The following is a 20,338-nucleotide window of genomic DNA, read 5'->3' as shown; positions in this document are numbered from 1 at the left end:
GCCCTAGGAGCCGATGATGAGCATCAAAGATTGGCCCGAAGGTGAGCGGCCACGCGAAAAACTGTTACAAGCTGGGGTAGGGGTATTAAGCGATGCCGAATTGTTGGCGGTGTTGTTGCGTGTGGGCAGTGCCGGTTGCAGTGCGGTCGACAATGCCCGCAGCTTAATCCAACACTTTGGTTCTTTGGCGGCGGTGATGCAAGCCAGCCATGCCGATTTGACCGCCTGCAAAGGTATGGGCGACACCGCTTACAGTCAGTTTGCGGTGGTGTTGGAAATCGGGCGGCGGGTATTGTTGCAACAACAGCAGCGTCTGCGCATAGACACGGCTGAAGATTTACTGCCTTTGCTGCGCTTGCAATTTGCCGGTGAAAGCGTCGAAGTGCTTTACGCCGCCTTGCTCGACAGCAACAACCAACTCTTAAAACTGTTGCCCATCAGCCGCGGCAGCCTCAGTCACCACACCGTCTACGCACGCGAATTGGCCAAACTGGCCTTACAACACCACGCCGCCGCCATCATTTTGGCGCACAACCATCCATCTGGCAGTTTACAGCCATCCACAGAGGACATGGTAAGCACCGAATATTTACAGGCCGCCTTGCAATTGCTTGATATTCGCTTATTAGACCATTTGATTGTGACTGCACATGGGCATTGTTCGGTGTGGGCACCATAGATTGGGCTGAGGTTGCGACGCCCTCAACACCGCGGCGATTGCTCTATTATTGAAGTGTAACAAGTCATTTGATGGCTGCAAACTCTGTTTGAGCGAGCGTCATGATGGTCTTATGGCCTCTTTGCTGACGCATCATGATTGCCGCGCAAGCAGCTGGGACATTGTGCGTTGATTTTGTCTTGGTACTCACTGGCAGGTCTTTGGTAATGAAACAGCTTGCCTTCTTGCCAGTAATCCATCTCTATGGGCAATACATACACCGGCCCAGATTGCGGATTGAAGTAGTTAAAGCCTTGCCGCTGCAAGCGCATTGTAAGCTGTGTTAAATCGTCTTTATGCTGAAACTTGCCCCAAACCAAGGAGCGCATAGCCACCACTTTGATGTGGGCATGGTCTGCGGTTTGAAAATTGGTGGGGAGGGTTTTTAATAAGACTGCGTCGTAGTGTTTGAGCTGTTGTGCGGGCCAGTGCATGGGAATGTCACCGCGCATCACATGGTATTGTCTGCCTTGTTCATCGACCACGCGCATGCCGATCGTAGATGAGGATTTGCCGCCACCACCGTAAGCATAGGTGCCGACAAATTGTGGCTGTTGTGTGGAGAGCATGATGGTTGATAAGGTTTCTTTGCTGCGACTTTTGATGTCCAGCCATGAAGTCAAGGCAGTGAAAGCCAATAAGACCATGGCCAAGCCCACTAAAAAGTTGAGGAGTTTGGATTTTTTGGCCGGAGTGACAGGTTTTAAGGCTTGCTGCTTGGGCTTAGGTCTGGTCTTTGGGACTGTCTGATACACCCATTTGTATTTAGGCTTGCTCATATGGATTATGTCTGGAAATGGCTTAAACGGGCAGCTAAATGGTTTGATTCCATAAGCATTATAACGACAGCATGGAGAAACAGATAGGATGTGTCCAACGCTTGGATGTCAAAAGATTGTGAAATGCTTATCTGTTTGATATTGGGCAGAAGATGAAAATTGTGTATGTGTGTTGCGTCTGTAAGACTCGTGTTAAGAGCAAGTTGTGCATTGGGCATGGATAATCATTCATGCATCAATGCGGCCTGTAAGGTCAGATTTGGTGTTTACAGGCCGCTGGTACACATCCTTATACACATTAATATCAGCATGTGGCTTTATCTGTATTCAGTTAATCCAACCACTCTTGAAACTCAGTCTGTTGTCTGTGCCATGCGCTCGGTACATCGTTGCCATACACCACAGCCTCACCCAAAAACAAGTGATTGACCAAAAAATCCAGCAATGGCTCATCCAAAGCTGCGGGTAATATCACGCACACATTGTGATGTTCAGACAAAATCGGCTGGGCAAACGCAAGTTGTAGCCTGTCCATGTGCACCTTGATCTCGTTAATGCTGTTGTAATTGCCGTCTTCGCCCAGCTCAGGCGAGACCAACATAAAGTAAGGCAGGGCAAAAATTGGGTCGTCTTCGGCATCAATAAACAGACTGCGTTGCAGCGAGAAATAACCTTCTGGCAAGACGAAATTCAAGGCATTGCAATCCAATTCGTCATCATGGTATTCAATGCGTAGTGAGGTCAACGTGAGCATGGGCAGACTTTCAGCAGAAGGCTAAGGTTGATATGGTAATGCAAAGTCTAGAGTGTGCACACTTTTAGGCGGTGAAGCGGAATATATGTTAGTGGAGCTTGGTGCAGATGGAAGATGGCGCACGTTTCAAGAGGAATATATAAGAAAGGGTACAGGAGGGTGTTTGCTGTAGATAATGGGTGCAATGGCACATATATCACCCGCAGTAATTTAAGAACATTCTAAAGATGGAAAGATGAAATGTGTTAAGCCCAGATAAAGCCCACTTCAATACACAAGCGGCCTGTAAACCATCAATCATGTTTACAGGCCGCTTTATTGAGTATTGATGCGGTTTGTTGAACCACATCAAGCGTCAGAACTTATTTCCAATAACGCCACCATGGGATGTCGTCGGCTTTCCAACCTTCGGCGTATTTGCTTTCTGGGAAGTTGGTTTGCAACACGCGTTGTGTGTCTTGGCTTAACTGGGTTTGACCTAATTTAGCATAAGACGTAGACATAATCGCCAACGCTTCTTCGGTGAACGGCGTGTTTTGGTAGTGTTGAACCACGTTTTGCGCGCGGTTTACCGCTGCCACATACGCGCCGCGCTTGAGGTAATAACGCGCAATCGCCATTTCATTACCGGCAAAGGCTACCACCAATTTGCTCATGCGTTCAGAGGCGTCGGCAGCGTATTTGCTGTCTGGCCAACGGGTCACCAAGGTATTGAAGTAACCATAGGCTTCGCGGTTGGCTTTTTGATCGCGGTCGGCCCAGTCTTGTGAGGCCAATTTGTTCACAAACGATGTGTCTTCATTAAATGCAATCAAGCCGCGCAAATAAAACACATAGTCCAAATTCTCATGTTTTGGGTATTTTTTTTCAAAATTATCCAATACCGCCATGGCCTTATCTGGCTCGGCATCGCGGTAATAGGCGTATGCTTTATCCAATTGAGCCTGCTGTGCATAACGACCATTTGGGTAACGCGACTGCAAAATATCGTATAATTTGACTGCACGTTCGTAGTTTTTGCCATTTAACTCATCTTGAGCCGAGGTATACAACTGTTGTACCGACCAAGATTGCGTGATTTGAGCATCTTTATCAACCGATGTGCCTTTATTGGCACAGCCTGTTAAAGCAAGAACCACACAGCTGGCAATTAAAATTTTTTTCATGAAAGCAGATTTCCTTGAATAACGCCGACGATTATAACGACGATTTAGATTTAGCGGTAGATGGTGAAACCATCGAACTACAAGTGCCCAATGATTTGGCCGGCAAACGATTGGATGCCGCCTTGGCACAATTGCTGCCTGATTACTCTAGAAGCCGCATTGCCGCTTGGATTAAAGACGGCTTGGTCAGCGTCAATGGTGTGGCCGCACAACCGAAACACAAATTAATCGGCTCTGAAAAAGTCAGTGTCACCATTACCCCCAGTGTCGAAACTGCGGCATTTACGCCCGAAGCCATGGATTTGGATGTGGTGTACGAAGACGACACCGTCATTGTCATTAACAAACCCGCCGGTTTGGTGGTGCATCCTGCCGCCGGCAATTGGAACGGTACTTTGTTAAACGGCTTACTCCATCGCAATCCAGAATTGAGCCAAGTGCCGCGTGCCGGCATCGTGCACCGCTTGGACAAAGACACTTCTGGCTTGATGGTGGTGGCCAAAACCTTGCCGGCGCAAAACAATTTGGTGCAGCAATTGCAAGCGCGCACGGTCAAACGCATTTACCGCGCAGTGTGCAATGGCATCGTGCCTTTCGATGGCAAAATCGACACCTTAATTGGCCGCGACCCACACAACCGCTTGAAAATGGCGGTGGTGAAATTTGGTGGCAAACAAGCGATTACCCATATTAAAGTGTTGGAACGCTATTTGGCACACAGCTATATTGAGTGCGCCTTGGAAACCGGTCGTACCCACCAAATTCGCGTGCACATGCGCGAAGCCGGCCATCCATTGGCGGCCGATCCGGTGTACGGCAATGTGCGCCATGCCTGCTCAGACACGGTGAAAGAAGTGGTGAAAAACCTACACCGTCAGGCTTTGCATGCTTACCGTTTGAGCTTCATTCATCCGAAAACCGGTGAAACGGTGTCGTTTGAAGCGCCTATGGCGCCAGACATGTACCATTTGTTGTCGGTATTGCGTTTGGAAGCCGGCTTGGACTCATCGTTGCAACACGAAGCCGGTTATTCTGATGAGCATTTCCATGATGGTGACGATGACGATTGGGATGACGACGATGATGTTGAAGTGATTTACGTGCGTGAATAGCAAACCAGACTAAGGATGATCATGCAGTCTTTACCCATAGCTTCAGTGACTGAGCCGGTGTTTGCCGCCGCTTGGCCCGCGCCCAAAGGCGTGAAAACCGCGATTTCAACCCGCCATGGCGGCGTCAGCACCGGTGTGTACGCCTCGCTCAATGTTGGTGCCCATGTGGGCGATGCTGCCGAACATGTGGCGCACAATCGCGCCATCGTGCAACAAGCGGCCAGCGTGCCTTTGGCGTATTTGAACCAAACCCATTCCACCACCGTGGTGACAGCCGAAGCGGCCTTATTGGATTTGCTCGACGCCGATGCCAGTGTCGATCGCAGCGGCAAAGTTGCCTGTGCGGTGATGACGGCCGATTGTTTGCCAGTATTGCTGTGCGATGAAAACGCCACCGTGGTTGGCGCGGCTCACGCCGGTTGGCGCGGCTTAGTCGGTGGCGTCATCGAAAACACCATCGCGGCGATGCAAGCGAGCAGCCCGCTCATGGCGTATTTGGGCCCAGCAATCGGGCCAGATGCGTTTGAAGTCGGTGCCGAAGTGCGTGCTGCGTTTATGGCGCACGATGCTGCTGCCGCCAGTGCGTTTACCGATATTGGCGATGGCAAGTATTTGGCCGACATTTATGCCTTAGCCAAACAGCGCTTACAGGCCGCTGGTGTGACCGCGGTATATGGCGGCGAGTATTGCACCGTCTTGCAGCGTGAGGACTTCTTCTCGTATCGCCGTGATGGTCAAACCGGCCGCATGGTCAGCGCCATTTGGTTGGAATAGCGCGCGTTTAATTTCAGCGCGTTTATAGGCCGCCCAGACAGCATAAGCTCAAACCTCAAATTCGAGGAGCGAGCACATGCGTTGGGCGGCTTGGTGTTTGGGTGTGGTCGGTTGTGCCATCTTGCCGCCGAGGTCGGGCTGGTCGGAGTGGCTTACACCTGTGCTGGTGCTTGGACTGGCGCTGTTACTGCTGACCATGATGTGCAAATGGCGCAAGCTGCGTGTGCTCAAACCTCTATTGTGGCTACTGCTCGGTTTGGCTTATGGCGTGTGGCGTTTTCAGGCCGCTGTGCAAGCACAAATCCCGGTTGATTATCCTGATAGTGTTCAAAGCGTGGTGTTAACCGTGCTCGATGTGGCCAGCGCCAGCGAGCAGTCACAACAATTTCGTGCCGACATTCTTACTACCACGCAACAGACTTACCGCGTCAACGCTTACGATTACCAACAACGGCCATGGCCTGTCGGCAGCGTGTGGCGTTGTCCGGTGCGTCTGCGCGCCAATGTCGGCGTGTTCAATCGCAGTGGTTTCAATCCTGAATCATGGGCGCTGGCCTATGGTCTGGATGGCAGTGTCAGCATAGGCAAACACTGCCTGCGCCGTGGCAACACCACTTCGCCGCAAATCGCCATCAATCAAATTCGTGAGCGCGCATGGCAGCGTTTGCAACACTTACCCAATACACACCAACAAGGCGTGGCCTTGATTGCGGCGCTGAGCATAGGCTTACAGGCCGCTTTGAACGATGATACATGGTTGGCGTTTAGGCAATTGGGCATCGTGCACCTCATCAGCATCTCCGGTGTGCATGTGACCATGTTGGCGCTGCTGACGGCATGGTGCGTGGGCAAGGTTTTGCGCTGTGTGCCGCTGTCGGTGCGCACGCCGCTGTTGTGGCAGATTTGGAGTGGGGTGGCGGTGGCGTTTGCCTATGCTCTGTTGGCTGGGTTTCAAATTCCGACCCAGCGCACGGTGTGGATGTTGTTGGTGTTTGCCATTGCCTTAACATGGCGGCGGCCGACATCGCTGTGGCTAACGTGGTGGCAAGCCTTGGCCTTGGTATTGTTGTGGCAACCGACGGCGGTGTTGTCGATCGGTTTGTGGCTGTCGTTTTCCTTGGTGGCGTCTATGGTGTGGGCAGAACAATCGTGGCGGCGGTTGCGACAACAACAAGGTAGTGCAACGCGGTGGTGGCGCAGCCCGAGCGTGGTATTGCTGTGGCGTGGTCAAGTGGCGGCGTTTTTGTTGACGCTGGTGTTGATTGGGCAATTGTTTCACAGCGTGCCGCTGTTCAGTTCGCTCTATAACAGCATCGCCATTCCATGGTTCAGTTGGGTATTAACGCCGCTGGCGTTGCTGGCGAGTGTGTTGCCGTTTGATGCACCGCTGCAAGCGGTGGCGGCGTTGGCGCAATACAGCATCAATGTCAGTGTGTGGCTGGCGCAATATTCGCCGCAATGGGTGTTGGCACAGGCTCCATGGTATTTGAGTGCGTTGGCACTGGTGGCAGTGGCGGTAATGATGTTGCCAGCGGCGGTGGGTCTGCGCGCGTGGGCGACCATTATTTTATTGGCCTTATGTACTTACAGGCCGCTTGCCTTGGCGCCGCAGCAATTGCAAGTGCAAGTCATCGATGTGGGGCAAGGTTTGTCGCTGTTATTGCAAACGCGTTCGCACCAATTGGTGTTTGATACCGGTCGGGGCAATGCCAATACCGCGGTATTGCCGGCGCTGCAAAGTCTGGGTTTGTACCATGCCGATGCGCTGGTGTTGTCACACCAAGATACCGACCACGATGGCGCGGCACCGAGTTTGCGGCGGCAATTTCGCTTCGATGCGCTGTGGGCAGGGCAAACCGAGGCCTATCCTCAGTGGCAGGCGCAAGACTGTCGCGGTCAAAGCTGGCAATGGGATGGGGTGTGGTTTGAATGGCTAACGCTGCCGCGCACGCAAGTGGCAAACAGCACCAATGCGCAATCGTGTGTGTTGCGGGTGGTCACACAAGGACAAGCGCTGCTGATACCTGCCGACATCGGTGTTGATGAAGAAACGGCCTTGTTAAACCGCTATGGCAAGCAGTTGCGCAGCACGGTATTGGTATTGGGCCATCACGGCTCTGGCAGCTCTAACAGCAGTGCATGGCTGAATACAGTCGAGCCCGAAATTGCCATTACCAGCTCGGGCTTTCGCAACAGCTACCACCATCCAACGACTGAAGTACAAACGCGTTTGCGCGCTCATGGCATTCGGCTGTACCGTACCGATACTCAAGGCGGTCTGGCCATGCTATTGGATGAACAATTACACATCCAGCCACTTACAGGCCGCTTGTATTGGTGGCAACGCAAGCCGTTTGCGGCAACGGATTGAAACAGAGAGACGTATTGAAGCCGTATGCACCATTAAACGTGTCCCAAGAATACCTTGATGATTTTAAAAACGCAGAAGTTATCAGAATGGCGGTGCTGAGTGCGCAGCATTGCCAAACAAGCCAGATAAGTGCTGATTATGGTTGTTTGCAATTGCTGCTATGACGGCTGCACAATACACAAGCGGCCTGTAAACAGATTACAGGCCGCTTTTTATGGTATACAAAAGCTTAAATCACATAATCCACCATGTCTTTTTGGGTAAAGACGCTGATGTGGCTAGGGGTCAAATAGACTTGTTCGCCCAGCTTGAATTGGTGGGCTTGGTGGTGTTGGTGCGGCATCATCACCTCGATGTCTTGACCGGTTTGGTCGTACAAAGACACGCGCACAATTGGGCCTAACACCGAAATGTGGTGGATTTGGGCTTGTAACATTGCGCCTTGCGCTTCGCGAGCGATGGAGAACTCATGCGGGCGGATGTAAGCGGTAGCCGTGCCTTCGTGCCATTTGCCTTGCTGCGGCACTTCGGGATAGCGGAAGTTGCCAATGACCAAATCACCGCGTTCGATATAGCCTTCAAAGCGGTTCACTTCGCCCAAGAATTCGGTCACAAACGCATTGTCAGGCGCATCATACAAGGCGGCGCCGCTGCCGACTTGTTCGACTTTGCCGTGGTTCATCACCACGATTTGGTCGGAGATTTCCAAGGCCTCTTCTTGGTCGTGGGTAACGAGCAAACTGGTAACGTTGAATTCATGGTGGATGTCGCGCAGCCATTGGCGCAATTCCTTGCGCACTTTGGCGTCGAGCGCACCGAATGGCTCATCCAATAACAGCAATTTGGGTTTTACCGCCAAGGCGCGCGCCAAGGCCACGCGTTGGCGTTGGCCGCCAGACAATTGGTGCGGATAAGACTTAGACAACCAATCCAATTGCACCATTTTCAACAATTCGTGCACGCGCTCGGCAATGTCGGCTTTGCTTGGGCGTTGGCTTTTCGGTAACACTTGTAAGCCAAACGCGACGTTGTCAAACACCGTCATGTGGCGGAACAAGGCGTAGTTTTGAAACACAAAGCCAACGCCGCGCTCGCGCACCGATTTGTTGCTGACTTCTTGCTCACCAAAATAGATTTCGCCATTGTTGTGGGTTTCAAGGCCGGCGATGATGCGCAATAACGTCGTTTTGCCGCAACCCGATGGGCCTAACAAAGACACCAATGCGCCAGTAGGCACTTGTAAATTGATGTTTTGCAGCGCATGAAAATCGCCGAAGGATTTGTTGAGGTTTTTGATGGTTATGCTCATGCTTGCGTCTTCTTTACTTGAATTAAATCGGTATCAGGTTTGGCTTCACGCGTGGCAGCACGCAGTTTGCGTTCTTGCAAATGGTTGAGGACGTTTTGCAAAATCAAGGTCAATAAGGCCAAACCTGCAAGCAAGCTGGCGGCGGCAAACGAAGCGACGAAATTGTATTCGTTGTACAAAATTTCCACATGCAAAGGGATGGTATTGGTTTGGCCGCGGATGTGACCAGACACAATGCTGACCGCACCGAATTCACCCATGGCGCGGGCATTGGTCAAAATCAAACCATACATCAGCGCCCATTTGATGTTGGGCAAGGTCACGCGCCAAAACATTTGCCAACCGGAAGCGCCCAAAATCAATGCCGCTTGCTCTTCGCTGTCGCCTTGCGATTGCATCAATGGAATCAATTCGCGTGCGACAAACGGGAAGGTCACAAACAGCGTTGCCAAGATGATGCCAGGGACGGCAAAAATGATTTGGATGTTGTGCGATTCTAACCAGCCACCAAGCAAGCTGTTGCCACCAAACAGCAACACAAACATCAAACCGGCGACCACCGGCGACACCGAAAACGGCAAGTCGAGCAAGGTAGTGAGCAATTGTTTGCCCCGAAAATCGAAGCGCGTGAGCAGCCATGCGATGCAAATGCCCAAGACTGCATTGATGGGCACGACGATGGCGGCGGTAATCAGCGTTAATTTAATTGCCGACAAGGCATCGGGATGGGTTAAGGAGTCTATGTACAGCTGCCAACCTTGGCGCAATGCCTCAAAGAAAATGGCAAACAACGGAATCAGCAACAATGCCGCCAAAAACACCCACGCAATGGCAATCAACACGATGCGCACCCAGCGCGGCTCGGTTAAGCCAGCTTTGGTTTTGAGTTCAATCGGGCTCATATTTTCGCTCCCATGCGACGGCTCACTGCCCATTGGGCGAAATTCAAGGCCGATAAGATGATGAACGAAATCAGCAGCATGAATAAGGCCACGGCCGATGCGCCTTGCACATCAAACAAGTCCAATTTGGCGGTAATCACCAACGGCAAAATTTGCGACACCATCGGAATATTGCCGGCAATAAACACCACCGAACCGTATTCACCGGTGGCACGGGCAAACATCATGCCAAAACTGGTAATCAAAGCTGGCACCAATTCAGGCAAAACCACGCGGCGCACGATGGTCAAACGGCTCGCGCCCATGGTGGTGGCCGCTTCTTCCAATTCCGGTTGCAACTCTTCTAATACGGGTTGAACCGTGCGCACCACAAACGGCAAACTCACCACGATTAAGGCGATGAAAATACCAATCGGAGTGAAGGCGATTTTGATGTTGTAAGGGGTGAACAACTGGCCTATCCAACCATTGGGTGCGTACAAAGTCGCGAGGGTGATGCCGGTCACGGCAGTTGGCAGTGCAAACGGCAAATCCACCACGGCATTGATGAGGCTTTTGCCGGGGAAATCGTAACGCACGATGACCCAAGCGATGAGGGTGCCAAACACCAAATTGGTGGCGGCGGCCCAAAACGACACTTTCAAGCTCAGCCACAAAGCGGCCAATACTTGTGCTTCGGTAATGGTGCGGAAAAATTCGCCCACGCCCATATTGCCCACGCTCAACACCAGCATCACAAATGGCAGCAACACCAAAATAGACAGCCAAAACGCCGACACCGCCAAACTGAATTTAAAACCCGGTAACACCGTGGGTGTTTTCAAAAATAACATGTAGGTTCCCAGTTACATCGCTATGGAATCAAACAGCGCCCTGTAAAGGACGCTGTATTGGATTAAGCCTGTTTATTTCTTGTTCACTTCATCAAACACACCGCCATCTTTGAAGAATTTCTTCATGATCTCGTCCCAAGAGCCGAAGACATCGTTGGCGCGGAAGGTTTCGATGGCAGGGAATTTGTCTTTGTTAGCGGCCAACACTTCGGCATTGCTAGGGCGCAAGTACAGGCTGGCTGCCAATTCTTGGGCTGGTTTGCTCCACAAGTAATCCAAGTATTCTTTGGCCACGGCGCCCGTGCCTTTGCCTTCGACCACTTTGTCGACCACGGCCACAGGGTTTTCAGCCTTGATGGAATATTTCGGGTAGATGATTTCAAACTTGTCTTTGCCAAACTCGCGTGCGGCCAAATTGGCTTCGTTTTCAAACGTGATCAACACATCGCCGATGCCACGTTGTACAAAAGTGGTGGTGGCAGCGCGGCCGCCATTGTCCATCACTGGCACGTTTTTCAAGAACGCGGCCACATAGGCTTTGGCTTTGGCTTCGTCGCCATTGTTGGCTTTTAAGGCTTGGCCGTAAGCGGCCAAGAAGCTGTAGCGACCGTTGCCGGTGGTTTTGGGATGGGCAATGATGATTTGGTTGCCGTCTTTGATTAAGTCATTCCAATCTTGTATGCCTTTTGGATTGCCTTTGCGCACCAAGAACACGGTGGTGCTGGTGAAAGGTACGGCATTGTCAGGCAATTTGGCTGCCCAACCCGGTTGGATTAAGCCTTTGTGCTCCAACAATTCCACATCGCTGGATTGGTTCATGGTCACCACATCGGCTTTCAAGCCATTGGCCACGGCCAAAGCCTGTTTGCTTGAACCGCCATGCGATTGTTCGATGGTGATTTTGGCGCCGCCGTGTTTGGCTGCGTATTCTTTTTCAAATAAAGGATTGTATTCTTTGTAGAAGTCGCGCATCACGTCGTAAGACACGTTCATGATGGTCACATTGCCATCTTTGGCAGGTGCGGCGGCTGAGCTGGCAGAGCCAGTAGCGGCGGGTTTGGCCGCATCACCTGATTGACCGCCACAAGCGCTCAAAGTGGCTGCAGCTGTGAGCATAAGAGCATACGAAGATAATTGACGTAACATGAACGGTATTCCCACAAAGTAATTGATTTGTGGGCATCTTAGAATACCTGTTTGATTTTGAGAAAGAACTAATAGGCTTAACTAAATATGAAAAAATTATATGTGAATGAGTGAAGAAGCGGCCTGTAAACAAATATTGGCATACTATGTGTATCATTGTTTGAGTTAACGCAAACTATGTGCTTACAACACATTTTTACAGAAATACGCATTACAACTATTTAAGCCAGCCATATTCGGTTAATATCGGTCATCATGTATTAACCATGCTTTCCATTTTCTATCTCAATCATTGTACAAGGAATTGTCATGAAAACGTCAAAATTCTTCAAGAGCGCGTTGACTGTTGCCGCGGTGTTCACACTGGTGGCTTGTTCCAGTCATACCAAAGTCAGCGCCGATGGCGCCACCGATGACCCACGTTGGCCGAAACCTGAAGCATCGACTTTCAATAAACACAAAGGCATTTTCCCTGATCCTTCAAGCTTGGCGCAAGTCAAAGCCGGTGTGACCAAAGACCAATTGTATTACCTATTGGGTCGTCCGCATTACAACGAAGGCTTTGTTGGCGTGCGTGAGTGGAATTATTTGTTCCATTTCCATACTCCAGGCCAAGGCACCAATGGCGTGACCACTTGCCAATTCAAAGTCTTGTTTGACAAAGACAAAATCGCGCAAAACTTCTATTGGAACCCAGTAGACCCAAGCACTGCCTCTTGCCCACCTGCTGCGCCAGCGCCTAAAGCCGCGCCAGTCGGCACTCAGCGCTACACCATGAACGGCGACGCCTTGTTTGCGTTTAACCGCTCAGGCGCCGGCGACTTGTTAAGCGGTGCGCGTGGTGAGTTGGACAATTTGGCTGGCCGCATCAGCAAGTTTGACCGCTTAAGCTCAGTGGTGGTGGTCGGTCATACCGATTACATCGGCAGCGATGACTACAACCAAGCCTTGTCACAACGCCGTGCCCAAACCGTGGCCAATTACTTGTCTAGCCGCGGCGTGCCAGCCAGCGTCATCAGCGCCCAAGGTGCCGGTGAAAGCCAACCTGTGGTTCAGTGCAGCGAAAAATTGGGTCGCAAAGAATTGATTGCCTGCTTGCAGCCTAACCGCCGCGTCGAAATCCAAGTGACTGGTTCTGGCGTGTTGAACTGATAGACAGAGCACATTGACAGCTTTTGACCAAACCCAGCTACGGCTGGGTTTTTGTTTGCCTGGCTTGCTTTAATTGGCACTTGTTCACATAATGGAGTGTCATTTTTTAAAGGTGGTTGTATGTTTATCAGTACCCATGCCTACAGTGCCCAAGTGTTGGGGCAACGTGAATCTGAAACTTTGCCGCAATTCATGCAGGATTTGGCACAGTTGCGACGTTTACAGGCCGCATGGGCCACCAGCAAAATCACCCACCGCACCGCACAATTATTGCAATTGGCTGAGCGCATCGCCGCGGCCAAAGACGAATTGGCAGCGGCCGTGTGCATGGAAGTGGGGCGTTGTCTGCGCGAATGCGAGGCCGAAATCGACAAGACCGTCGATTTAATCCGCTATTACGCCAAACTCGCGCCCGAATTGCTCGACAGCAAAACCATCACCACCCAAGCGAGTTTGTCACAAGTGCGCTTCGAGCCTTTGGGCTTGGTCTTGGCAGTGATGCCGTGGAATTATCCGGTGTGGCAAATCATGCGTTTTGCCGTGCCGGCTTTGTGCGCTGGCAATGCGTGTTTGGTCAAACCCGCACCCAGCGTGGCGCAAGTCACGGCCAAATTGATGGCTTTGGTTGACGACACCATGCCTTTGCACGCCAGTTATATAGACCACGATTTAATCGAAACCGCAATCGAACACGCCGATGCGATGGCGTTTACCGGCTCTACCGATACCGGCCGCTATTTGGCCAGTTTGGCTGGCAAACATATTAAAAAATGCGTGTTGGAACTCGGCGGCAGCAATGCTTTCATCGTGCTTGACGATGCCGATGTCGAACAAGCGGCGCACGACGTGGTGTACTCGCGTTTTCGCGATGCCGGCCAATCGTGCAATGCTGCCAAACGCCTGATTGTCACGCCTCAAATCGCCGATGCCTTAATTGAACGCGTGGTGGCCTTGTCCAAACAATTGGTGATGGGTGACCCAATGCGGCCTGAAACCACTTTGGCGCCGCTGCACACGCAAGCCTTGCAGCAAAAAGCGCATGCGCAAGTGCAAGACGCGCAAGCACATGGCGCCCTAGCACTGTGTGGCGGCGTATTGCCCACAGGACAAGGCTATTTCTATCCAGCCACGGTGCTCGACCATGTCAATTCTGATTGCCGCGTTTACAGCGAAGAAGTGTTTGCACCGATACTGAGCGTGTTGCGCGCGGCCGATGAAGCCGATGCCATCCGTTTGGCCAACGACACTTGTTTTGGTTTGGGCGCAGCGGTTTACAGCCAAAATACCGAACACGCGTGGGCCTTGGCGCAAGCCTTACAGGCTGGCTCGGTATTCATTAACCGCCATACCAGCAGCGATTTGCGTTTGCCGTTTGGCGGCATCAAGCAATCGGGCTTCGGGCGCGAGCTGTCTGAATTTGGCTTGTATGAATTTGTGAACGTGAAATCGTATTGGCAAAAATAAATGTGTTAACAAGTCTTTAAGTATTCATGCTAGGGCAATTGGTTTATAATGCGCGCTTTTCATTAACGCATGTTTGAATCATGTCCGCCCCACACAACACACACGCCACAGCACCGGCTGCCACAGCCACACCCAATACGCCATCTGATTTGATTTACGGTTTGAATGACAAACCCAAACCTATCGTGGCGTTTTTTGCTGCCTTACAGCATTTGCTCGCCATTTTGGTGCCCATCGTTACCCCCGGATTCTTGATTTGTAAGGCTTTGGGCGTGAGCGAGGCCGATACCAATTTGATTCTGGCCATGTCTTTGGTGATTTCCGGCATCGCCACCTTCTTGCAATGCAAAAAAGTTGGCCCGTTTGGCGCTGGCTTGCTCATCGTCCAAGGCACGAGTTTTAACTTCATCGGCCCCATTATTGCCATCGGCAGCGCCATGGTGGCTGCGGGCACGCCAGTGAACACGGTCATGGCTTCCATCTTTGGCGTGGTCATCGCGGGCTCGTTCATCGAAATGGGCGTGTCGCGCGTGTTGCCGTGGGTGAAAAAACTGATTACGCCGTTGGTAACCGGTGTGGTGGTGTTGCTCATTGGTTTAACCTTGATTAAAGAAGGCTTGGTGAGCATGGGCGGCGGCTATTATGCGATGCAAACCAAGACGTTTGCCAATCAAGAAAACCTGATTTTATCGGGCACGGTGTTGGTGTTAATCATCTTGCTTAACCGCGTCAAAATCACTTGGGTGAAATCCTCGTCTATCTTAATCGCCTTGGTGGTTGGTTATGCTTTAGCCGGCTTTATGGGCTTGTTAAACTTCTCGGCCTTGCACAATGCGCCAGTGTTTCAAATCCCGAAACCGATGCATTTTGGCTTGAGTTTTTCATGGTCGCTGTTCATCCCGATGATTTTCATTTACTTGGTGACTTCTTTGGAAGCCATCGGCGATGTCACCGCCACCAGCAAAATTTCCAAACAAGCGGTCGAAGGCCCAGAGTGGATGGCACGCGTCAAAGGCGGCGTGTTGGTCAATGGTGCTAACTCGTTCTTGGCCGGTTTGTTCAATACCTTTCCAAGCTCGGTGTTTGCGCAAAACAATGGCGTGATTCAGTTAACATCTATTGCCAGCCGCTATGTGGGTTTGTGGATTGCCGCTTTATTGGTGTTATTGGGTTTGTTCCCAGTGGTGCCAGCGGTGATACAAGCCGTGCCTGAAGCGGTATTGGGCGGCGCGGTGATTGTGATGTTCGGTTCGGTGGCTGCTTCTGGCATCAATATTTTGTCGGGCACCACCTTAGACCGCCGTGCCTTGCTCATCATTGCCGTGGCCTTGGGTCTGGGCTTGGGCATCGCGCAAGTGCCACAATACTTGGAACACATGCCCGAACTTATCCGCAATATCTTCAGCTCAGGTGTGGCCACCGGTGGCATCGCTGCCTTGGTATTGAACTGGTTATTGCCAGAGAACAAACCGGCTAATTGAGTTTTCACTTGATTTAAATTCAGCAAAAACAACATTTTAAGCGGCCTGTAAGTGTTTACAGGCCGCTTTTTTGTGCACTGTTCACGCCAATTTCACTTAGCACTCACATGCACTGGGTATATTGACTGCACATTCAATGAACGAGATTTGCAGTGGCACAGAGTCAAAAAGCCTTGCTGCGCAGCCTGCTCAAGCGGCTGTTGCTGGTATTGGGCATGTGGTTTGTGTTGCACAGCGTGTTTGTGACGGTCGATGGCATGAGCCAGCCGCAACGCACCGCTGATGTGGCAGTGGTATTGGGCACGACAGTGCATCCCGATGGCAAAGCATCGCCGTGGTTGCAAGCGCGCTTGGCGCGGGCGCTGGAGTTATACCGTCAAAACCAAGTACAAAACATCATGGTCAGCGGCGGCACCGGCATAGAAGGGCATGATGAGGCGCAGGTGATGCGCGATTATTTGCTACAACACGGTGTGCCTGAACGGGTGATTTGGGTCGACAGCCATGGCGACAATACCGGCCTAAGCGCCGAACACGCAGCGGCCTTGATGCAAAAACAAGACTGGTATAACGCCATCGTGGTGTCACAATTTTTCCATGTCAGCCGCGCCAAAATGCAGTTTAAAAAAGCCGGCATCGCCGAGGTGGAAACCGCCAGCCCAAAGTTGTTTTCGGTATTTGAATTCGTGCCCTTGTGGCGCGAATGGCCAGCGTATTATGTGCATTGGTTGGGCTTAAAAGCCCATTAATGTACGGTGTTGGCGGTTCAAATACCGATTTTAGAGTGATGTTGGCGTAAGCGTTATGACTTCAGAAAAGACCATAATAAGCGGCCTGTAACACGTTTACAGGCCGCTTATTATGGTGCGGTTGGTTTGATGATACATGTGTTGATACTGCTTATGGTAATGGCGCAGCGATGCTAGTTTTAAACTGCGTGTGTCAATACAAGGTCGTGTTTGAATACAGACCAAGCTGATATGGATGATGTGAAGCCTGAAGTCAGTTTAAACAGACAAAAAAGCGGCCTGTAAACAGTTACAGGCCGCTTGTTCTTGCAGTTTGGATGTGTTTATTTGCGCAAGACGCGTTTGGCAAAGGTAATCAAACCGATGATGAAGCCGGCCAAGCCCAAGAATTTGGCGGTGGTTTCCCAATTTTCCAAAGGCAAGGCCAATGGCGCATCAGAGTGACCTGAAGTAATAGACGCAACAATGATCATCGCCATCACCACGCCCACCAAGCTTTCGCCGACGATTAAGCCAGCGGCAAACAGCGTGCCACGGCGTTCGGCCAAGGCCACGCCTTGTTCGCCACGGGTTTTCTTCATGTGACGGTGTATCCACCATGACAAGATGGTGCCAACAATCAAAGGCATGTTCACAGATGGTGGCAAGTAAATGCCCATGCCGATGGCCAATGCAGGCAAGGCCATGCGGCCGGCAGTGGCTTTTTTCAATACCGCATCAACAATGATGACGGACACACCGATGGCCACACCGATTAAGATGAAATTCCATTGCAAATTGTGGGCAAAAATGCCTTTGGCAATGGTGGTCATCAATGTGGCTTGTGGTGCCGACAAGGCTTGCGCCGCGTCCATGCCTTCGCGTGGCATCGCGCCCGTGAAGCCATAGGCTTGGAACAACAATTCCAACACCGGTGAAATCACCGCCGCGCCGACCACGCAGCCAATAATCAACGCCACTTGTTGCAAAGCCGGTGTGGCGTGCACCAAATAACCGGTTTTCAAGTCTTGCAAATTGTCATTGGAAATGGTGGCCACGGCCAATACGGCAGAGGCGGTAAAGATGGTCAATGCGGTTAAGAATTGCGTACCTTCGGCGTTTTGCAACAAGCCTGTGTTGTCACCGATGAGCAAGAAGGTCAGCGAAATCAGCAATACCGATACGATGCCTATGCCTGAAATCGGGCTAGAAGACGAACCGATTAAGCCGGCCATATAACCACAAGCGGCGGCAACCAAGAAGCCAATGACCACAGCCAAGATGGTGGCGGTGATGACCAAGCCCCAAGCCAAACCCGCAGAAATCGGTGCCGCTTGCACAAAGCTGTAGAAGGTGGCAATCAAAATCAACACCATCAACAGGCTAAAGCCTATCATCGCTTTCGGGCTTAAATCGCGGTCGGCGCGGTGGGTGTTTTGAGCCAATGAAGGGTTTTTAATCGCTTGAAAAGACAAACGCATGCCTTCCCACATCGGTTTGGCCAAGCTAATCAAGGTCCACACCGCGGCGATACCGATGGTACCAGCACCGATAAAGCGCACTTGTTCTTTCCACACCTTCATCGCGTAAGCCGCCATTTCCATATCAGCAGGCATGGGCGCATTGCTGGTCAATACCGGCACCAAAATGCCCCAAGTCATGGCAATACCTATCAAAATCGCCATACCGCCGACGATGCCGACCAAATAACCGGCGCCAAGCAAGGCCAAAGAGAAGCCCATAGGCAATTGGAAAATGGCATTGCCGGATTTAAACCAGTACGACGCACCATCGGCCGCCACGCGCAAACCGTTAATCAAGAAGCTGAACACACCAGCAAACAAGCCACCGGCAACGATTTCTTTGACGCCGCTTTCTTGGTTGGCGCTGGCACTGTCGTCTTGTTCGATTTCGCCGCGTTCATTGACCACACGGCCTTTGGCACCGGCTTTGAGAATTTCCGCCGCGGCCACGCCTTCAGGGTAGGGCAATTCGCTTTTGACCACCATTACATAGCGAAGAGGGATGGTGAAAATCACCCCCAAAATACCGCCGGCCAAGCAAATCAGCGTGGTTTGCCAAAACGGAAAGTCTTGCCAATAGCCGAGCATCAATAAGCCCGGTAACACGAAAATAATGGAAGACAAAGTGCCTGCTGCCGAAGCTTGCGTTTGCACCATATTGTTTTCCAAAATATTGGAATCATGGGCAAACTTCAACACTGCCATGGAAATCACGGCTGCAGGGATGGAGGAGGCGAATGTCAGACCGACTTTTAAACCCAAATACACATTGGATGCGGTAAAAATCACCGTAATGATGGCGCCTAAGATAATGCCGCGAATGGTGAGCTCACGATAATTGGCAAAATGATCGGCGCGAGGTTGTTGATTCATGGATCAAGTCCTTAGCGCTAAAAAATAAACACACCGCCTGCTGCAAGGGCAGGGGTGTTTATCGATGGGCTGACTCTAGAGTCAGTGCATTAGATTGTAAAAAAGATTACAAAGTGCGTAAATTATATCTTAATAATGCTCAAGAAACAGTCTTGACAAATCTTTCATGCTGCTAAAACACCTTTTTGCGCCAGCTAGTTGCAATTGCTCAGCAGAAAAATGAGCATTTTCAGGACAATATGCCCACACTTCTGCACCAGCACTGGCGCCAGATGTGACCCCTGTGATGCTGTCTTCTATCACAATGCAGCTTGATATTGGTGTATCTAAGGCATAAGCTGCTTGTAAATACACATCCGGAAAAGGTTTATTGCGTTTGCAGTCGTGACCACTGAGCACTTGCTTAAAATACTGCTGCAAGCCGACTTTTTGCAATTGCATCTGCACTTTTTCCAAATCGGCACCGGAAGCGCAAGCGATATTGCCTTCAAATACTTGGTGGGCAGCTTGCACGGCCAAGATGCTGTCGGGTATGGCCTCCAATTCCTCGCGCAAGGCTTGATTGCGGCGTTGGTAAAACACCGCCATCCAGTCGTCGTCTATAGAGCGACCGATGTTGGTTTCAATCAGCGCGCTTTCACTGCGCACCATTTTGCCGATGAAGATGCGCATGCACTCCGCCTCGCTTAAGTCCCAGCCTTCATCGTTCAAATAACGGTGCAAGACCCGATTGGTAATCGCTTCGCTGTCGACCAGCACGCCATCACAATCAAACAATACCGCTTGGTGTTTCATATTCTGCTCACAATCGTGTTTTCAAACAGGCAATATGGTAACAGTTTTTTTGAGCAGGCCTGTCAGTTCGCTGGGTACTTAGAGGATTTACAGGCCGCATCAACTGCATCTGCATCGTGATATACGTGTGTGTAGGTCGTTGGCTTAAGAAGTGTTGTAGGGTAGAGGTTTACACAGGAAGTTATTATTGAGTTCAATCATAAGCGGCCTGTAACTCCATTGCGGTACCAATAAATGCTTGTATGGGCAACTGCAGCAGATTGGCCAAGAAAATGAACACAATTAAGATGAAATACAGCTATGGTCTGCGGATAAAAGCCGTATCGAACACACAGCAAAAAAGCCAGCGATTAAGCTGGCTTTTTCTAATTTGGCTCCCCGACCTGGGCTCGAACCAGGGACCTGCGGATTAACAGTCCGTCGCTCTACCGACTGAGCTATCAGGGAATGCGTGAATT

General features: G+C 51.1%; 17 protein-coding genes, 1 tRNA gene and 1 pseudogene. 9 read left to right on the top strand and 10 right to left on the bottom strand.

Going from position 1 to position 20,338, the window contains the following annotated elements:
• Nucleotides 1-16 precede the first annotated feature (16 nt).
• Nucleotides 17-679, top strand: coding sequence for a RadC family protein (radC, locus tag BN3003_RS16325; protein ID WP_058357677.1), 663 nt, complete (start codon nucleotides 17-19; stop codon nucleotides 677-679).
• A 110-nt stretch (nucleotides 680-789) separates the two neighbouring features.
• Here radC and BN3003_RS16320 read toward each other — a convergent pair whose 3' ends face one another.
• From BN3003_RS16320 to BN3003_RS16305, 3 genes are all read right to left on the bottom strand, one after another.
• Complete coding sequence (locus tag BN3003_RS16320; protein ID WP_058357676.1) at nucleotides 790-1,497, bottom strand: hypothetical protein; 708 nt, start codon at nucleotides 1,495-1,497, stop codon at nucleotides 790-792.
• Nucleotides 1,498-1,828: 331 nt separating this feature from the next.
• Nucleotides 1,829-2,251, bottom strand: a complete 423-nt coding sequence (locus BN3003_RS16310; protein ID WP_058357674.1) for a hypothetical protein — start codon at nucleotides 2,249-2,251, stop codon at nucleotides 1,829-1,831.
• A gap of 362 nt (nucleotides 2,252-2,613) precedes the next feature.
• Nucleotides 2,614-3,417 carry an outer membrane protein assembly factor BamD gene (locus tag BN3003_RS16305; protein WP_058357673.1) on the bottom strand — a complete coding sequence of 268 codons (804 nt, stop codon included), beginning with the start codon at nucleotides 3,415-3,417 and terminating at the stop codon, nucleotides 2,614-2,616.
• Nucleotides 3,418-3,425: 8 nt separating this feature from the next.
• On the opposite strand from BN3003_RS16305, the gene rluD reads away from it, so the two are divergent.
• The 3 genes from rluD (at nucleotide 3,426) to BN3003_RS16290 (ending at nucleotide 7,674) form a co-directional block, all read left to right on the top strand.
• A complete protein-coding gene (gene rluD, locus BN3003_RS16300; protein ID WP_058357672.1) occupies nucleotides 3,426-4,529 on the top strand; it encodes a 23S rRNA pseudouridine(1911/1915/1917) synthase RluD in 1,104 nt (367 codons plus the stop codon).
• 21 nt (nucleotides 4,530-4,550) lie between these two features.
• On the top strand, nucleotides 4,551-5,303 hold the full coding sequence (gene pgeF / locus BN3003_RS16295; RefSeq protein ID WP_058357671.1) for a peptidoglycan editing factor PgeF: 753 nt from the start codon (nucleotides 4,551-4,553) through the stop codon (nucleotides 5,301-5,303).
• A 76-nt stretch (nucleotides 5,304-5,379) separates the two neighbouring features.
• Complete coding sequence (locus BN3003_RS16290) at nucleotides 5,380-7,674, top strand: DNA internalization-related competence protein ComEC/Rec2 (protein WP_058357670.1); 2,295 nt, start codon at nucleotides 5,380-5,382, stop codon at nucleotides 7,672-7,674.
• 229 nt (nucleotides 7,675-7,903) lie between these two features.
• Here BN3003_RS16290 and BN3003_RS16285 read toward each other — a convergent pair whose 3' ends face one another.
• From BN3003_RS16285 to BN3003_RS16270, 4 genes are all read right to left on the bottom strand, one after another.
• Nucleotides 7,904-8,983, bottom strand: a complete 1,080-nt coding sequence (locus BN3003_RS16285) for a sulfate/molybdate ABC transporter ATP-binding protein (RefSeq protein WP_058357669.1) — start codon at nucleotides 8,981-8,983, stop codon at nucleotides 7,904-7,906.
• Nucleotides 8,980-9,885: a sulfate ABC transporter permease subunit CysW gene (gene cysW / locus BN3003_RS16280; protein ID WP_058357668.1), complete on the bottom strand. Its 906-nt coding sequence runs from the start codon at nucleotides 9,883-9,885 to the stop codon at nucleotides 8,980-8,982. The genes BN3003_RS16285 and cysW overlap by 4 nt, the downstream gene beginning before the upstream one ends.
• Entirely contained in the window at nucleotides 9,882-10,718 is an 837-nt protein-coding gene (gene cysT / locus BN3003_RS16275) for a sulfate ABC transporter permease subunit CysT (RefSeq protein ID WP_058357667.1), read from the bottom strand. The genes cysW and cysT overlap by 4 nt, the downstream gene beginning before the upstream one ends.
• A gap of 72 nt (nucleotides 10,719-10,790) precedes the next feature.
• A complete protein-coding gene (locus BN3003_RS16270) occupies nucleotides 10,791-11,864 on the bottom strand; it encodes a sulfate ABC transporter substrate-binding protein (RefSeq protein WP_082625708.1) in 1,074 nt (357 codons plus the stop codon).
• A 309-nt stretch (nucleotides 11,865-12,173) separates the two neighbouring features.
• Between BN3003_RS16270 and BN3003_RS19165 the strand changes: the two are divergent.
• The 5 genes and pseudogenes from BN3003_RS19165 to BN3003_RS16250 form a co-directional block, all read left to right on the top strand.
• Nucleotides 12,174-12,617, top strand: a pseudogene (locus BN3003_RS19165) (outer membrane protein assembly factor BamE); the annotation flags it as partial.
• Nucleotides 12,618-12,638: 21 nt separating this feature from the next.
• On the top strand, nucleotides 12,639-13,016 hold the full coding sequence (locus BN3003_RS19160; protein ID WP_234333154.1) for an OmpA family protein: 378 nt from the start codon (nucleotides 12,639-12,641) through the stop codon (nucleotides 13,014-13,016).
• A 120-nt stretch (nucleotides 13,017-13,136) separates the two neighbouring features.
• Nucleotides 13,137-14,480 (top strand): aldehyde dehydrogenase family protein, encoded by a 1,344-nt coding sequence (locus BN3003_RS16260; RefSeq protein ID WP_058357664.1) that lies wholly within the window; start codon nucleotides 13,137-13,139, stop codon nucleotides 14,478-14,480.
• A gap of 80 nt (nucleotides 14,481-14,560) precedes the next feature.
• Nucleotides 14,561-15,961, top strand: coding sequence for a uracil-xanthine permease family protein (locus BN3003_RS16255; protein ID WP_082625707.1), 1,401 nt, complete (start codon nucleotides 14,561-14,563; stop codon nucleotides 15,959-15,961).
• A 152-nt stretch (nucleotides 15,962-16,113) separates the two neighbouring features.
• Complete coding sequence (locus tag BN3003_RS16250; protein WP_058357663.1) at nucleotides 16,114-16,710, top strand: YdcF family protein; 597 nt, start codon at nucleotides 16,114-16,116, stop codon at nucleotides 16,708-16,710.
• Between the two features lie 323 nt (nucleotides 16,711-17,033).
• Here BN3003_RS16250 and BN3003_RS16245 read toward each other — a convergent pair whose 3' ends face one another.
• The 3 genes from BN3003_RS16245 to BN3003_RS16235 all read right to left on the bottom strand — a co-directional run bounded on the left by BN3003_RS16245 (nucleotide 17,034) and on the right by BN3003_RS16235 (nucleotide 20,327).
• Nucleotides 17,034-19,085 carry an OPT family oligopeptide transporter gene (locus BN3003_RS16245; RefSeq protein WP_058357662.1) on the bottom strand — a complete coding sequence of 684 codons (2,052 nt, stop codon included), beginning with the start codon at nucleotides 19,083-19,085 and terminating at the stop codon, nucleotides 17,034-17,036.
• A gap of 129 nt (nucleotides 19,086-19,214) precedes the next feature.
• Nucleotides 19,215-19,880, bottom strand: coding sequence for an HAD family hydrolase (locus BN3003_RS16240; protein ID WP_058357661.1), 666 nt, complete (start codon nucleotides 19,878-19,880; stop codon nucleotides 19,215-19,217).
• A 371-nt stretch (nucleotides 19,881-20,251) separates the two neighbouring features.
• Nucleotides 20,252-20,327, bottom strand: a tRNA-Asn gene (locus BN3003_RS16235).
• Nucleotides 20,328-20,338 lie beyond the last annotated feature (11 nt).

Origin of the sequence: Vitreoscilla massiliensis (genome assembly GCF_001457815.1) — a bacterium.
Lineage (GTDB): Bacteria > Pseudomonadota > Gammaproteobacteria > Burkholderiales > Neisseriaceae > Vitreoscilla > Vitreoscilla massiliensis.
Note: the sequence above shows the minus strand (reverse complement) of the source record. Positions and strands in the feature narration are given on the sequence as shown.

Excerpts from the sequence above, each read along its gene's own strand:
- BN3003_RS16270 (WP_082625708.1), bottom strand. The coding sequence starts at position 11,864 with ATGTTACGTCAATTATCTTCGTATGCTCTTATGCTCACAGCTGCAGCC.
- BN3003_RS16310 (WP_058357674.1), bottom strand. The coding sequence starts at position 2,251 with ATGCTCACGTTGACCTCACTACGCATTGAATACCATGATGACGAATTG.
- BN3003_RS16305 (WP_058357673.1), bottom strand. The coding sequence starts at position 3,417 with ATGAAAAAAATTTTAATTGCCAGCTGTGTGGTTCTTGCTTTAACAGGC.
- BN3003_RS16290 (WP_058357670.1), top strand. The coding sequence starts at position 5,380 with ATGCGTTGGGCGGCTTGGTGTTTGGGTGTGGTCGGTTGTGCCATCTTG.
- BN3003_RS16285 (WP_058357669.1), bottom strand. The coding sequence starts at position 8,983 with ATGAGCATAACCATCAAAAACCTCAACAAATCCTTCGGCGATTTTCAT.
- BN3003_RS16255 (WP_082625707.1), top strand. The coding sequence starts at position 14,561 with ATGTCCGCCCCACACAACACACACGCCACAGCACCGGCTGCCACAGCC.
- radC (WP_058357677.1), top strand. The coding sequence starts at position 17 with ATGAGCATCAAAGATTGGCCCGAAGGTGAGCGGCCACGCGAAAAACTG.
- BN3003_RS16260 (WP_058357664.1), top strand. The coding sequence starts at position 13,137 with ATGTTTATCAGTACCCATGCCTACAGTGCCCAAGTGTTGGGGCAACGT.
- BN3003_RS16320 (WP_058357676.1), bottom strand. The coding sequence starts at position 1,497 with ATGAGCAAGCCTAAATACAAATGGGTGTATCAGACAGTCCCAAAGACC.
- BN3003_RS19160 (WP_234333154.1), top strand. The coding sequence starts at position 12,639 with ATGAACGGCGACGCCTTGTTTGCGTTTAACCGCTCAGGCGCCGGCGAC.
- cysW (WP_058357668.1), bottom strand. The coding sequence starts at position 9,885 with ATGAGCCCGATTGAACTCAAAACCAAAGCTGGCTTAACCGAGCCGCGC.
- pgeF (WP_058357671.1), top strand. The coding sequence starts at position 4,551 with ATGCAGTCTTTACCCATAGCTTCAGTGACTGAGCCGGTGTTTGCCGCC.
- cysT (WP_058357667.1), bottom strand. The coding sequence starts at position 10,718 with ATGTTATTTTTGAAAACACCCACGGTGTTACCGGGTTTTAAATTCAGT.
- BN3003_RS16245 (WP_058357662.1), bottom strand. The coding sequence starts at position 19,085 with ATGAATCAACAACCTCGCGCCGATCATTTTGCCAATTATCGTGAGCTC.
- BN3003_RS16240 (WP_058357661.1), bottom strand. The coding sequence starts at position 19,880 with ATGAAACACCAAGCGGTATTGTTTGATTGTGATGGCGTGCTGGTCGAC.